The sequence below is a fragment of the Bradyrhizobium sp. WYCCWR 13022 genome, from assembly GCF_030435535.1.
Taxonomy (GTDB): Bacteria; Pseudomonadota; Alphaproteobacteria; order Rhizobiales; family Xanthobacteraceae; genus Bradyrhizobium.
In genome coordinates this window covers 504,718-518,246 of sequence record NZ_JAUIZJ010000010.1, presented here as the reverse complement: position 1 = coordinate 518,246, position 13,529 = coordinate 504,718, and the positions used below count along the sequence as shown (strand labels likewise).

General features: G+C 65.3%; 11 protein-coding genes. 1 reads left to right on the top strand and 10 read right to left on the bottom strand.

The genetic code is table 11. From position 1 onward, the window contains the following. Positions 1 to 75: 75 nt before the first annotated feature. The 4 genes from murB to ftsW form a co-directional block, all read right to left on the bottom strand. The gene (gene murB / locus QY049_RS18175; RefSeq protein WP_301269788.1) at positions 76 to 996 is read right to left on the bottom strand and encodes a UDP-N-acetylmuramate dehydrogenase; all 921 of its coding nucleotides are present in this window, start codon (positions 994 to 996) and stop codon (positions 76 to 78) included. A 181-nt stretch (positions 997 to 1,177) separates the two neighbouring features. Next, on the bottom strand, positions 1,178 to 2,581 hold the full coding sequence (gene murC / locus QY049_RS18170; RefSeq protein ID WP_301269787.1) for a UDP-N-acetylmuramate--L-alanine ligase: 1,404 nt from the start codon (positions 2,579 to 2,581) through the stop codon (positions 1,178 to 1,180). A 122-nt stretch (positions 2,582 to 2,703) separates the two neighbouring features. After that, positions 2,704 to 3,804: an undecaprenyldiphospho-muramoylpentapeptide beta-N-acetylglucosaminyltransferase gene (murG, locus tag QY049_RS18165; protein ID WP_301269786.1), complete on the bottom strand. Its 1,101-nt coding sequence runs from the start codon at positions 3,802 to 3,804 to the stop codon at positions 2,704 to 2,706. Positions 3,805 to 3,944: 140 nt separating this feature from the next. After that, positions 3,945 to 5,096 carry a putative lipid II flippase FtsW gene (gene ftsW / locus QY049_RS18160; RefSeq protein ID WP_194480115.1) on the bottom strand — a complete coding sequence of 384 codons (1,152 nt, stop codon included), beginning with the start codon at positions 5,094 to 5,096 and terminating at the stop codon, positions 3,945 to 3,947. A gap of 374 nt (positions 5,097 to 5,470) precedes the next feature. Here ftsW and QY049_RS18155 point away from each other — a divergent pair, with 374 nt between their 5' ends. Next, entirely contained in the window at positions 5,471 to 5,647 is a 177-nt protein-coding gene (locus QY049_RS18155; RefSeq protein WP_194480113.1) for a hypothetical protein, read from the top strand. A gap of 148 nt (positions 5,648 to 5,795) precedes the next feature. Here the strand turns inward: QY049_RS18155 and murD are convergent, their stop codons facing one another. From murD to QY049_RS18125, 6 genes are all read right to left on the bottom strand, one after another. Then, positions 5,796 to 7,196, bottom strand: coding sequence for a UDP-N-acetylmuramoyl-L-alanine--D-glutamate ligase (gene murD, locus QY049_RS18150; RefSeq protein WP_258765763.1), 1,401 nt, complete (start codon positions 7,194 to 7,196; stop codon positions 5,796 to 5,798). A gap of 10 nt (positions 7,197 to 7,206) precedes the next feature. After that, entirely contained in the window at positions 7,207 to 8,310 is a 1,104-nt protein-coding gene (gene mraY / locus QY049_RS18145; RefSeq protein WP_194480109.1) for a phospho-N-acetylmuramoyl-pentapeptide-transferase, read from the bottom strand. A 162-nt stretch (positions 8,311 to 8,472) separates the two neighbouring features. Beyond that, positions 8,473 to 9,852 carry a UDP-N-acetylmuramoyl-tripeptide--D-alanyl-D-alanine ligase gene (gene murF, locus QY049_RS18140; RefSeq protein ID WP_301269785.1) on the bottom strand — a complete coding sequence of 460 codons (1,380 nt, stop codon included), beginning with the start codon at positions 9,850 to 9,852 and terminating at the stop codon, positions 8,473 to 8,475. Continuing rightward, positions 9,849 to 11,306, bottom strand: coding sequence for a UDP-N-acetylmuramoyl-L-alanyl-D-glutamate--2,6-diaminopimelate ligase (locus tag QY049_RS18135; RefSeq protein WP_301269784.1), 1,458 nt, complete (start codon positions 11,304 to 11,306; stop codon positions 9,849 to 9,851). Before QY049_RS18135 ends, murF begins: the two co-directional genes overlap by 4 nt. 79 nt (positions 11,307 to 11,385) lie before the next feature. Next, the gene (locus QY049_RS18130) at positions 11,386 to 13,137 is read right to left on the bottom strand and encodes a penicillin-binding protein 2 (protein WP_194480105.1); all 1,752 of its coding nucleotides are present in this window, start codon (positions 13,135 to 13,137) and stop codon (positions 11,386 to 11,388) included. Further along, a complete protein-coding gene (locus QY049_RS18125) occupies positions 13,134 to 13,526 on the bottom strand; it encodes a hypothetical protein (RefSeq protein WP_194480104.1) in 393 nt (130 codons plus the stop codon). Before QY049_RS18125 ends, QY049_RS18130 begins: the two co-directional genes overlap by 4 nt. Between the last annotated feature and the right edge of the window lie 3 nt (positions 13,527 to 13,529).

The window sequence follows — 13,529 nt, the reverse complement described above, 5'->3', positions numbered from 1 at the left end:
AGACCCGGAATCTCGAGAATCTCAGGTGCGCAATTGCGCACCATAGTTCGCGCTTCGCGCGCTCCGGAATGACCATCAATCGGGAATTCCAATCCGCTTGATTTCCCAGTGCAGCTCAATTCCGGAATTCGCCTTCACTCGCTCGCGCACGGTCTCGCCGAGCGTCTCGATGTCGTGCGCGGTCGCATCGCCCGCGTTGATCAGGAAATTGCAATGCATCTCGGAGACCTGCGCGCCGCCGACCCGCAGGCCCCGGCAGCCGGCAGCATCGACCAGCTTCCAGGCGGAATGGCCGGGCGGATTCTTGAAGGTCGAGCCGCCGGTCTTTTCCCGGATCGGCTGCGCGGTCTCGCGATGGCTTTGCACTTCAGCCATTCGCGCGCGGATCGTTTCAGCATCCCTGATCTCGCCGCGAAAACGCGCCGTCGTGAAGATGATGGAGGGATCGACGCCGCTATTGCGGTAGACGAATTTCATGTCCGCGTTGGAGAAGACGTGCTTGGTGCCATCACGCCCGACGCCGCGCGCCTCGATCAGGACATCCTTGGTCTCACCGCCATTGGCGCCCGCATTCATGCGCAGCGCGCCGCCGATGGTGCCGGGAATGCCGAAATAGAATTCGAGCCCGCCGATATTAGCGCCGGCGGCGACTTCCGCCACGCGCTTGTCGAGCGCGGCCGCACCCGCAGTGACGACATCGCCGCTCGCTGTGGTCTCGCCGAAAGCGCGCGGCGCGAGGCGGATCACCACGCCGGCAATGCCGCCGTCTCGCACGATGAGATTGGAGCCGACACCGACGACATAGACCGGGATCTCGGAAGCAAGATGCGCGAGGAAGTAGGCGAGATCGTCTTCATCGGCCGGCGTGAACAGCACCTGCGCCGGACCACCGACGCGAAACCAGGTCAGCTCGGCGAGCGACTGGTTGGCCAGCAGCCGGCCGCGCAACTCCGGCATCGCGGCCTTGAGTGAGGGCGTGATGTCGGGGAAGCTCATGCGGCGCCCTCAAGTGAGGAAGGCACGCTGTTTCCGTTCCCTCCCCCCTTGGGGGAAAGGGCGGGGGGTAGCCCCAAGCGAGATCGGAGTTTGTGGCTACCCCTCTCCCCCGCCCTCCCCCACAAGGGCGGAGGGAGCGCAGTTTGCCGTGTGGCTGTTTGTGAGACTCTCATAAGAGCGCTCACCCCAACGCCTTCAACTGGTCCGGCAAGGCATACGCCCACTGCGTGATGTTGCCGGCACCGAGGCACACGACGAGATCGCCGGACTTCGCCAGTCCCTTGACGATGCCCGGGAGTTCCGTCACCGCCGGCAGCGGGATCACTTCGCGGTGGCCATGCGCGCGCAGGCCTGCGACGAAATGGTCGCGGTCGACGCCGTCGATCGGCGTCTCGCCCGCGGCATAGACATCGGCGACGACAACCGCGTCGGCATCGTTGAAGCAGGTGCAAAATTCCTCGAACAGCGATTGCAGGCGGGTGTAGCGATGCGGCTGCACCACGGCCATGATCTTGCCGTTGGTGGATTCCCGCGCCGCCTTCAGCACCGCGGCGATCTCGACAGGGTGATGGCCGTAATCGTCGATCACGGTGACGCCGTTCCACTCACCCGTCTTGGTGAAGCGGCGCTTGACGCCGCCGAAGCCGGCGATGGCCCTGCGGATCGCATCGTCCGAGACGCCGAGCTCGCGCGCCACCGCGATCGCGGCCGTCGCGTTGGACGCGTTGTGACGGCCCGGCATCGGCAGCATCAAATCAGGAATCTCGTGCACAGCGCCGGTCTTGCGATCGCGGAACGCGACCTTGAACTTCGAGCCGCCCCCCATCGGCGTGAGATCGAGCAATCGCGCATCGGCCTGCGGGTTCTCGCCGTACGTAATGATGCGGCGATCCTCGATCTTGCCGACAAGGCTCTGCACCACGGGGTGATCGATGCACATCACGGCAAAGCCGTAGAACGGCAGGTTCTCGACGAAGTGGCGGAACGCGTCCTGTACCGCGTCGAACGTCTTGAAGTGATCGAGATGCTCGGGGTCGACATTGGTGACGATCGCGACATCGGTCGGCAGCTTCAGGAACGTGCCGTCGCTCTCGTCGGCCTCCACCACCATCCAGTCGCCGGCCCCTAACCGCGCATTGGAGCCATAGGCATTAATGATGCCGCCGTTGATCACGGTGGGATCGAGCCCGCCGGCATCGAGCAGCGTTGCGACCATCGTGGTCGTGGTGGTCTTGCCATGCGTGCCGGCAATCGCGACGCAGCTCTTGAGCCGCATCAATTCGGCCAGCATCTCGGCACGGCGCACCACGGGAATGCGCCGCTCGCGCGCCGCCATCAATTCGGGATTGTCGCGCTTGATCGCGGTGGAGACCACGACGACCTCGGCACCGTCGACATTCTCGGCCTTGTGGCCGACCGAAACTTTGGCGCCCTTCTTGCGCAGGCGGTCGAGATTGTAATTGTCCGAGGCATCCGAGCCCTGCACGGCATAGCCGAGATTGACCAGCACCTCGGCGATGCCGCTCATGCCGATCCCGCCGATCCCGACGAAGTGGATGGGTCCGATCTCGCGCGGCAGTCTCATGCTCTGTTCCCTGACCTCGCCGCCTTGCGCAGGCGGCATCTGGCAAAGGTCACGGCCAAATCGGCCGCGCCGTTCGTACTGGATGCCCCGCTTTGGAAGACGAAGACAAGGGCTTTTTCGCGTCAGATTCCCGCGACTTTGACGACCAGATCGGCCAACCGCTCGGCGGCGTCGAGCCGGCCTGCCCCTTTTGCCGCAGCAGCCATGGCGGCAAGACGCGCCGGCTCGGCAGCAAAGCCGGAGATCTCGGCAGCGAGGCGGTCGGAAGTGAACTCGGTCTGCGGTATGCGGATGGCGCCGTCGACCTTGGCCAGCACGCCGGCATTGGCGAACTGGTCCTGGTCGATCGAGCTCGGCAGCGGCACCAGGACCGAGGGCCGGCCGATCGCGGCGAGTTCGGCCACCGTGCCGGCACCGGAGCGCGACACCACCAGATGATTGGAGGCGAGCCGCGCCGGCAGATCCGTGAAGAACGGCGCCAACTCCGCCTTGATCTTGAGCTTGTCATAGACCGCGCGCACGCGGCCCATGTCCTCGTCGCGAACCTGCTGGGTCAGGATGAGCCGGCCCCACAATGCGGGCTCGAGCCGCTCGATCGCACCCGGCACGATGTCGGCCATGATGCGCGCGCCCTGGCTGCCGCCGACGACGAGCAGGCGCAGCAGTCCATTCACCTCGGGTGGGGCATATGGCACCGCAGCCGCGGCGAGGACCGCGGGGCGCATCGGCGTGCCGACCATCGTGGTCTTGCCTGCCAGCGCCGGATCGCGGTCGAGCACGCCCGGCAACGACGTTGCGATAGCCTGGACGCGGCTCGACAGGAAACGGTTGGCGCGGCCGAGCACCGCATTGGCGTCGTGAATGATGCCGGGCACACCTGCGAATTTTGCGGCAACCAGCGGCGGCAATGTCGGATAGCCGCCGAAGCCGACGACGGCAACGGGCTTCAATCGCTTGATCAGGCGGTACGCGGCGAGCGTACCGGTGGCAAGCGTCAGGCCGGCATAGGCGAGCTGAAGCGGATTGCGACCGCGCGCGGTCTCGCTCGCGACGACGTCGATCATGTCCTTGCTGAACAACCCGCTGTAGCGCAACGCGCGGTCATCGGTGACGAGGCGGACGCGAAAGCCGCGCCGGATCAACTCGACGCCAAGTGCCTCAGCCGGAAATAGATGGCCGCCGGTGCCGCCCGCGGCGAGAAGAATCAAGGGGGATTGGTCCATAAGTGCCCTTTTACAGGCTCTCTCACGTCATTGCGAGCGAAGCAATCCAGACTACCTCCGCGGAACAGCCCGGATTGCTTCGTCGCACCAGCACAAGATCGCTGCGCAATATTGTCGCGCGTGTACCTCGCAATGACGACTTACGCGTAACTCCGCATCGCCTCGGCGCGGCCGCTCGCCTCGACCTCGGTACGCGGACGCAGCCGCGTCAGTGCCAGCATCATGCCGACGCCATAAGCGAGCGACACGATCGAGGAGCCGCCATAGGAAATGAAGGGCAGCGTCATGCCCTTGGCGGGGATGAGCTGGAGATTGACCGACATGTTGATCGCGGCCTGCACGCCGAACAGGATCGCGAGACCGGACGCCGCAAAGCGGGAGAACATGTCCTCATTGGCATAGGCGCGCGACAGCGTGCGGATCACGATGAAGGCGTACAGCGCCAGCATGGCGAGGCACAGGATGATGCCGAACTCTTCGGCGGCGACCGCAAACACGAAGTCGGTGTGGCTGTCCGGCAGGCTTCGCTTGGCAATCCCTTCGCCCGGTCCAAGGCCAAACCAGCCGCCATTGTAGAAAGCCTCCATCGCGGTATCGACCTGGAACGTGTCGCCGGAGGCTGGATTCATGAAGCGCTGGATACGGCCGGCGACGTGCGGGACGAGCAGATAGGCGCTGAACAGACCGGCCGCGCCGAGGCCTGCCAGACCAAACACCCAGATCATGCGCATCCCCGCGATGAAGAACAGCGAGCCCCACACCATCAGGATCAGCATGGTCTGGCCGAAGTCCGGCTCCATCACCAGCAGCGACACCAGCATCAGGAGCAGCACCAGCGCCATCGAAGTCGCGGGCATCTCCGGCCGTTTGGTCGATTCCGCGAACAGCCAGGCCGCGATGACGACAAACGATGGTTTTGCGATTTCGGAGGCCTGGATGTTGACCCCGAGCAGCGTGATCCAGCGTCGCGAGCCCTTCACCTCGGGGCCGACAGCCAGCGTCACCACGATCAGGATGATGCTGATCGTGAAGATGATCAGCGCCGAGCGCCGGATCGACCGCGGCGACAGGAACGACACGCCGAGCAGCACGATAAAAGACGGCGCCAGGAACATCACGTGGCGGGTGAAGAAGTGAAAGGGATCGAGCCCGATCCGGGTCGCGACCGGCGGGCTCGCCGCCAGCGACAGGATCACGCCGATCAGCATCAGCGCCAGGATGGCGCCCATCAGCGGCTTGTCGACGGTCCACCACCACTCGGAAAAGGGGGTGCGTTCTTCACGGGAGAGCATGGGCGGCCGCTTTCGGACAGAGGTCCGTCCATTGGTCGTCGAGGTTGGTTACCGCAGGGTTAAGGAAATGCGGATGAGTGGAGATGATCCCCGCTGCCACCACACAACTCAGGATCATGCCCCGGCTTGACCAGCGCATCCAGTACCCCGCGCCTTCTCAATCGCGGCCGACTTGGAGGACCGGGTCGCCCGGTCCCGGCTCCGCAAAAGCTACGCCGGCGCCACAAGGGTGCTCGGCCGCCGAAGCTTTAGCGAAGACGGCAAGCCGGGCGATGACAGCGGCGCAAGGGGTAGCCGCCCCACACCCCTATTCGTAGGTAATCGCGACGTCCCCCGCGCGCTGATCGCGCTTGTCGACCTGGCCTGGTTCCGGAATGAAACCGATCCTGACCGCCCGCTCGCTGCTCCAGGCGACGACGACCTCGGGATGTCCGCGCACGCTGACAAAGGTCGGCGTGCTCTCCGGCGAGAACGTCCGACCGCGGGCCACGACGCTGGCTTGCGTGCTGTCAGTTGCTCCGCACGACTTCCAGACCACGACAACCAACTGACCGCCGCCTGGGGAGGCGAATGCACGCTGGCGAATGACACGGCAGGCGCCGAATTGGTGCATCACGTTGTCAACGAGGACAACACAGAGGAAACCAACCGGGACAGCGAGAGCGACGACAAGTCCGATCCAGCGTCGTCGCGACATCTTTAGACCACCGGCTTCACGCCCGGCAGCCCCTGCACCAGTTCGCGGAACTTGGTGCCGCGGATCTCGAAATTGCGGTACTGGTCGAACGAGGCGCAGGCCGGTGACAGCAGCACGACCGCGTCAGCGAGCCCCGACGCTTCGGCATCGCGTGCGGCATGTTCGACGGCAACGTCGAGCGTCTGGCTGATCTCGTGCGCGACCTGCGCGCCGAGCGTGCCGGAAAACTCCTGCGCGGCTTCGCCGATCAAATAGGCTTTGCGGATGCGCGGGAAGAAGCCGGTGAGGCCCGTGATGCCACCCGCCTTCGGCTTGCCGCCGGCGATCCAGAAGATGTCGGCAAAGGATGAGAGCGCATGCGCGGTGGCGTCCGCATTGGTGCCCTTGGAATCGTTGACGAACAGTACGTTGCCGCGGCGGCCGACCTGCTCCATGCGATGCGCAAGACCGGGAAAGCTGCGCAGGCCGTTCTGAAGCACGTCGAGGCCGATGCCCATTGCCAGCGCGGCCGCAGCGGCACACGCCGCGTTCTGCGCATTGTGCAGGCCGCGCAGCGAACCGATGCCGCCGAGCGTCGCGACCTCGCTGCGCGCACCGCCCGCGGTGCGCACGATGGTGCCGTGCTCGACGTGGATGCCGGAAGCCAGCGGGTTCTTGACGGAGATCCGCACCACGTTCTTGCCGGCACGATCGAGCCGATCGGCGATGTCGCGGCAATAACCGTCGTCGACGCCAACGATCGAGGTGCCGCCACCTTGCACATTCGCAACCAGGCGCTCCTTCACCGCAGCGTAGCGCTCGATCGTGCCGTGACGATCGATGTGGTCTTCGCTGACATTGAGCAGGATGCCGACGGACGGATCGAGCGAGGGCGTGAGGTCGATCTGGTAGGACGACATCTCGATGACGTGGACGCGGCCCATGCGCGGCGGCTCCAGCGACAGGATCGCGGTGCCGATATTGCCGCCCATCTGGGTGTCGTAGCCGGCGACTTTCGTTAAGTGAGCGATCAAGGCCGTCGTGGTCGACTTGCCGTTGGTGCCGGTGATGGCGACGAACGGCGCGTTCGGCGCATGCCGCCGCCGCTCGCGGCAGAACAGCTCGATGTCGCCGATTACCTCGACACCCGCTTCGCGCGCCTTCAGCACGCTCCAGTGCGGCACCGGGTGGGTCAGCGGCACGCCGGGCGCGAGCACGAGTGCCGCGAAATTCGCCCAGGAAACGCTGCGCAGGTCCGCGGTGATGAAACCCGCCTGCGCGGCCTTGGCGACATTCTCGGCATTGTCGTCGGCGGCGATCACCTCGGCACCGCCGGCCTGCAGCGCGTGGCAGGAGGCGAGCCCCGAGCCGCCGAGGCCGAACACCGCGACCGTCTTGCCGGCGAAGGATGTGACCGGGATCATCGCGGAACCGTCAGCGCAGCTTCAGCGTGGAGAGGCCGGCCAGCGCCAGCATCACCGAGATGATCCAGAAGCGGATCACGATCTGCGGCTCCGTCCAGCCGAGCTGCTCGAAATGGTGATGAATCGGCGCCATCCGGAAGATGCGCTTGCCCGTGAGCTTGAACGAGACCACCTGCACGATGACGGAGACCGCCTCCAGCACGAACAGGCCGCCGATCACCGCGAGCACGATTTCGTGCTTCACCGCGACCGCGATCGACCCCAGCATGCCGCCGAGCGCGAGCGAGCCTGTGTCGCCCATGAAGATCGAGGCCGGCGGCGCATTGAACCAGAGGAAGCCGAGGCCGGCCCCCAGCAGCGCGCCGCAGAGCACCGCGAGCTCGCCGGTGCCCGCAACATATTTGATCTGGAGATAGTCGGCGAACACCGCGTTGCCGGCGAGATAGGCGATCATCGCAAAGCTCGCGGTCGCGATCATCACGGGCACGATGGCGAGGCCGTCGAGGCCGTCGGTCAGGTTCACCGCATTGCCGGCGCCGACGATGACGAAGGCGCCGAACACGACGAAGAACCAGCCGAAATGCAGCACGGTGTCCTTGAGGAAAGGGATCGTCAGCGCGGTCGACGCGGGATCGCGGTTCAGCCGCACCAGCGCATAGCAGGCAACGAGGCCGATGATCCCTTCGATCAAGAGGCGCAGCTTGCCGCCGAACCCGCTCGTGGTCTGCTTGGTCACCTTGAGGTAATCGTCATAGAAGCCGACGAAGCCGAAGCCGAGCGTCACCGCCAGCACGATCCAGACGTAGGGATTGAGCGGATTGCACCACAGCACGGTGCCCACCGTGAGGCCGGACAGGATCATCAGCCCGCCCATGGTGGGTGTGCCCTTCTTGGCCAGATGCGATTGCGGGCCGTCGGTGCGGATCGGCTGGCCCTTGCCCTGGCGGATGCGCAGATGATCGATGATCCAGGGTCCGAACAGGAACACGAACAGCGCGCCGGTGACGATGGCGCCGCCGGTGCGGAAGGTGATGTAGCGGAAGACGTTCAAAACGGTGCGCACTGCACCGTAACCCGGAATAGTGTTGGAGAGCTCGATCAGCCAGTAAAACATTCAGTCGGTCCTATGGCGCCTGTCGTTCGCGGCCTTCGCGACGGCCTGAACGTGTCTCACGCGCATTCTCTGGCCTTCATCATGGGGTCGGGCGACCTCAAAAAAACCGGACGGCGGCGCGCCGCAAAGGGTGGGATTCGGGAACAGCGCCTTCCAAGCAGTTTACGCCTTTGCCTGCAAGGCGGCCACTAGCCCCGGCACAAACTTGTTGACCCAGAACATCTTCTTGCTGCCCTTGACAACCACGACGTCGCCTGCCTTCAGCAAGCTAGCGACCTCGCTCGCCTCAAGCGTCGCGGGATCGTCGTGCCAGCCGAGCCCTTTCCCGGCGGGAAGCGCGTCATAGAGGTGGCGCATCAGCGGCCCGACGCAATAGATGCCGTCGATGCCGTCGAGATGCGAGGTCAGCGCAGTGTGGTATTCAGGCGCGTCCTCGCCCAGCTCCAGCATGTCGCCGAGTACCGCAATACGGCGACCGCCGGTGACGTTGCGCGCCTGCAGGCTTTGCAGCGCGGCAGCGACGCTTGCCGGATTGCCGTTGAAGCTGTCGTCGATCACGGTGACGCCGCCGACCGCCTGCTCGACGCCGCGCCCCGTCATGATCCCGACGCGGTCGAGCTTGATCGCGAGCGTTGCGACATCGAGATGGGCTGCATGGATCGAAGCAAGTGCGGCGAGCGCATTCTGCACACGGTGCGGCGCGCCGGGCGTCAGGCTGAAGGCGATCTCCTTCTTGCCGATCCCGGCCACGACCTGCCAGCTCTCGCCATGCGGCGCGTGGGCGACCTCGTGCACCTCGGCCTTCTCGCCGAAGCGCACCACCTTGCCCTTCCAGTCGGGCGCCTTGATGCCTACAGGCAGCACCAGCACGCCGTTTTCTGGCAGGCCGAGCGCGATCGACACCTTCTCGCGCCTGATAGCGTCGAGCGAACCGAGTTTTTCGAGATGCACCGGCTGGACATTGACGACCAGTGCGACGGCCGGCCGCGTCAATTCGCTGAGCCGCGCGATCTCGCCTCGCTGGTTCATGCCCATCTCGACGACCCAGAGGCTCGCATCAGGTCGTGCATTGCACAGCGTCAGCGGCACGCCCCAGAAATTGTTGAAGCTCGACGGGCTTGCATAGGCATTGGGATAGGCTGCCAGGAATTCCTTGGTGCTGGTCTTGCCGGCGCTGCCGGTGAGCCCGATCACCGGACCTTTGAAGCGCGCGCGTGCTGCACGCGCGAGGCGCCAGAGACCGTCGATCAGCGTGTCCTTCACGACGATCTGCGGAACACTGATGCCCGCGATCTCGTGCGGCACGATCATCGCGACCGCGCCGGACGCTTCCGCCTTGTCCGCGAACTCCCAGCCGTCACGCGAGCTGGCAAAGGCGGAGATGAAGCCGCCGCTCGGCGTTCCGCTCAGCGCCACGAACAGGCTGCCCGGCTTCACCAGACGGCTGTCCTGCGTGACGAAATCGATCGGGGTATCAGGGAATGATCCGCTCGCACCCAGCGCACGCGACACCTCGGCAACCGTCCATATCGGCCCGCTCATGCGACCCTCGTTGCTAATGCGGCGGCAACCGCCTCGTGATCGCTGAACGGCAGGACTTGGCTGCCGACGATCTGCCCGGTTTCGTGGCCCTTGCCGGCGACGAGCAGCGCATCGCCCTCCTCCAGTTCCTCGATCGCGGCGCGGATCGCGGCCGCGCGGTCGCCGATCTCGCGTGCACCCCTGGCGGTGGCGAGGATTGCGGCGCGAATGGCTTCCGGCTTCTCGCTGCGCGGATTGTCGTCGGTGATGATGACGCGATCGGCATTCTCGACCGCAATCTCGCCCATGATCGGCCGCTTGCCGGCATCGCGATCGCCGCCGGCGCCGAACACGACGATCAGCCTTCGCTTGGCGTAAGGACGCAGCGCCTGCAACGCCTTCGCCAGCGCATCGGGCTTGTGCGCATAGTCGACGAAAACAGGTGCGCCGTTGCGCTCACCGACGCGCTCCAGCCGCCCTTTGGCGCCTTCGAGATGTTCGAGACTCGCAAACACATGGGCCGCATCGCTGCCGGTGCCGATCGCAAGACCGGCCGAGACCAGCGCATTCTCGATCTGGAATTCGCCGACCAGCGGCAACCGTACCGCCCAGGTCTTGCCGCGATGTTCGAGGCCGAGCTTTTGCGAGAAGCCTTCGACCACGGCATCGACGAGACGAATGCCCTCACCTGCTCCATCACCGTGACGGCCCACCGCCATCACGCGCAGGCCGCGCGACTTCGCCGCATCGCGTGCTTCTGCCGAGCAATCATGGTCGGCCGAAATCACCGCGGCGCCGCCGGGCTGCACGAGCTCGCGGAACAGTCGCAGTTTTGCCGCGAGGTAGTGCGCGACCGTCGGATGATAATCCATGTGGTCGCGCGTAAGGTTGGTGAAGCCGCCGGCGGCAACGCGCACGCCATCGAGGCGGTATTGATCGAGCCCATGCGACGACGCCTCGAACGCGAGATGCGTCACGCCTTCGCGCGCGATCTCGTCGAGCTGCCGATGCAGCGCGATCGGATCGGGCGTCGTCAGCGAGCCATAGACGGTACGCTTCGGCGAGACGAGGCCGATGGTGCCGATGCTGGCCGAGCTATGGCCGAGCCGCTCCCAGATCTGGCGCGTGAACGCAGCGACCGAGGTCTTGCCGCTGGTTCCCGTTACCGCCGCGATCGTCGCAGGCTGTGCCGGGAAAAATCGCGCCGCCGACAGCGCCAGCGCACGGCGCGGATTGGCGACGGCAATGAACGGCACCTTGCATCCGTCAGGCGCATGATCTCCGACCACGGCCACGGCGCCGGCCGCAATAGCCGCATCGATGAAACGGGCACCGTCGGTCTTCGCGCCCGCAAGCGCGAAGAAGAGATCGCCGGGCCTGACCACGCGGCTGTCGAGGGCAACGCCTGTTACCTCGAGCGCCGCAACTCCGGGCTCGATTGCGGCATCATTGCCTAAGAGATCAGCCAGCTTCATGGTCTTCCGGTCGCCGCGCCGGAAAGCCGAATCTTGTCGGAAATCCCGACTCAGCGGCGGTCACGGCCTACCCAGTTGATTACTGGGTTGTCCTGGATGCTGCAAGAATAAGGCGGTCCGCGGGCGGCAGGTCGAAGCGGGGCTCGATGCCGAGAAGCGGTCCGATACGGCTGATGACGTTGCCAGCGGTCGGAACGGCGTTCCAGCCCGAGGTGATGAAGCCGTAGGTTTCCTTCAGCGGCTGCGGCTCGTCGAGCATGATCAGGAGCTGGTACTTCGGCTTGTCCGCCGGAATGATCGCGGTAAACGCGGTCAGGACCTTCTTCTTGGCATAGCGCCCGTTGACCACCTTTTCCGCGGTACCGGTCTTGCCGCCGATATAATAGCCCTTCACGTCCGCCTTGCGAGCCGTGCCGATTTCGGCGTTCAGGCGCATCAGGAACCGCATCTTGTCCGAGGTCTCGGGCTTGATCACGCGCTTTGCGATTGCCCGCGCCTCCTCCTCGGAGCGCTTGAGGAAGGTCGGAGGAATCAGAAGGCCGCCATTCGCGAGCGCGCTGACGCCCATCACCGCCTGCAGCGGTGCCACCGCAATGCCATGGCCGAACGCGATGGTGATGGTGTTGAGATCGCCCCAATGCCGCGGCACGATCGGCGATGCGCTTTCAGGCAGTTCGGTACGGAGCCGCTCGAGCTGGCCCATCTTGCGCAGGAACGCCTTGTGCGCTTCCACGCCCTGCGACAGCGCGATCCGTGCCGCGCCGACGTTGGAGGAGAAAGTGAACACCTCCTTCATGGTCAGGAAGCGGCCCTTCGGCTCGTCGTCATGGATCGCGAACTTGCCGTAGTGCAGCGGCGCACGCGCATCCCACAGCGAATCGAGGCCGTATTTGCCGGTGTCGAGCGCCATCGCCAGCGTGAACGCCTTGAATGTCGAGCCCATCTCGTAGACGCCGGTCGTCAGGCGGTTGATGCGATCCGGATCGTGCACTTCCTTCGGGTTGTTGGGATCGAAGTCGGGCAACGACACCATCGCGATGATCTCGCCGGTATTGACGTTGGTCACGAGGCCGGAGGCCGCCTTGGTGTGAAACTTTTCCTTGGCCTTGAGCAGCTCGTCGCGCAGCGCGTGCTCGACGCGCAGATCGACCGAGAGCTCGACCGGCTTCTGCAGCCGGTCGATGGCAAAGCCGGCGCGGTGGAGATCGGCGAGGCCCTGATTGTCGAGCCACTTCTCCATGCCCGCGATGCCCTGGTTGTCGATATTGACCAGACCGATGAGGTGAGCGACCTCGTTTCCGGTCGGGTAGACGCGCTTGTTTTCGCGCAAGAAGCCGATGCCGGGCAAGCCGAGCTTGTGGATGTCCTGCTGCTGCTTCGCCGTGATCTCGCGCTTCAGCCAGACGAAGCCCTTGCGCGACGACAGGCGGTCGCGCACCTCGGCCTCGTCGAGGTCGGGCACGGTCCCGGTCAGAAGCTCGATCGCCTCGTCCTTGTCGATGATGCGGCGCGGCTCGCCGAACAGGCTGGACGCCTTGACGTCGGTCGCCAGGATCGCGCCGTTGCGGTCGACGATGTCGGGCCGCGCGGTCGCAACCACTTCCTGCGCGGCGGCACGACGCGCGCCGTGAGCATCGGCGCCGATCGCAAACATCACGAGCCGTCCACCGATCAGGGTGTAGACCGTGGCAAAAGCAAGTATCGCGAGACCCACGCGCGCGCGCGCCTTGGCGGCGCGATCGACATTGCGCCCGTAGAGCAGGCTGCGGATCAGGCGTTGCCGCCAAGGCTCGGCTGACCGCTCGGTCGGTTTGGCCGGAACAGCGCTCATTGCTTGTCCTCGGGCTGCGGCACGGAGCCCGTCACGCTGTCCGGATCGCTCGCGGCTTCGATGGTGTTGATCATGGACCCGATCGGATCAGGCTCGCCTGGCCGGAACATCCGCGGCGGACGGTCCGGCAGGTTCTTCAGTGAATCATATTGCGTCCCGTTGACGGGCTTGAGCGGCAGATGCCGCTCGACGAGGCCCTGCAGGCGCAGGGGGGCATCGAGCTTGGCCCATTGGGAGCGCAACTGCGCGATCGCATCGCGCTGCTCGCGGATCTCGGCGTGCAGTCGCAGCACCTTCTCGACGCGGGCGGTCGAGTCCATCTTGATCCGGTAGACATAGGCGGCCGCGAAGACCAACGCGCCGATGACGAGGAGGTGGATGAAGCGCATGTG

Coding starts and splice junctions, on each gene's coding strand:
- murB (WP_301269788.1), bottom strand. CDS start 996: ATGAGCTTCCCCGACATCACGCCCTCACTCAAGGCCGCGATGCCGGAG.
- QY049_RS18155 (WP_194480113.1), top strand. CDS start 5,471: ATGAAACCGATCCTGACCGCCCGCTCGCTGCTCCAGGCGACGACGACC.
- ftsW (WP_194480115.1), bottom strand. CDS start 5,096: ATGCTCTCCCGTGAAGAACGCACCCCCTTTTCCGAGTGGTGGTGGACC.
- mraY (WP_194480109.1), bottom strand. CDS start 8,310: ATGTTTTACTGGCTGATCGAGCTCTCCAACACTATTCCGGGTTACGGT.
- QY049_RS18130 (WP_194480105.1), bottom strand. CDS start 13,137: ATGAGCGCTGTTCCGGCCAAACCGACCGAGCGGTCAGCCGAGCCTTGG.
- QY049_RS18135 (WP_301269784.1), bottom strand. CDS start 11,306: ATGAAGCTGGCTGATCTCTTAGGCAATGATGCCGCAATCGAGCCCGGA.
- murC (WP_301269787.1), bottom strand. CDS start 2,581: ATGAGACTGCCGCGCGAGATCGGACCCATCCACTTCGTCGGGATCGGC.
- murF (WP_301269785.1), bottom strand. CDS start 9,852: ATGAGCGGGCCGATATGGACGGTTGCCGAGGTGTCGCGTGCGCTGGGT.
- murG (WP_301269786.1), bottom strand. CDS start 3,804: ATGGACCAATCCCCCTTGATTCTTCTCGCCGCGGGCGGCACCGGCGGC.
- QY049_RS18125 (WP_194480104.1), bottom strand. CDS start 13,526: ATGCGCTTCATCCACCTCCTCGTCATCGGCGCGTTGGTCTTCGCGGCC.
- murD (WP_258765763.1), bottom strand. CDS start 7,196: ATGATCCCGGTCACATCCTTCGCCGGCAAGACGGTCGCGGTGTTCGGC.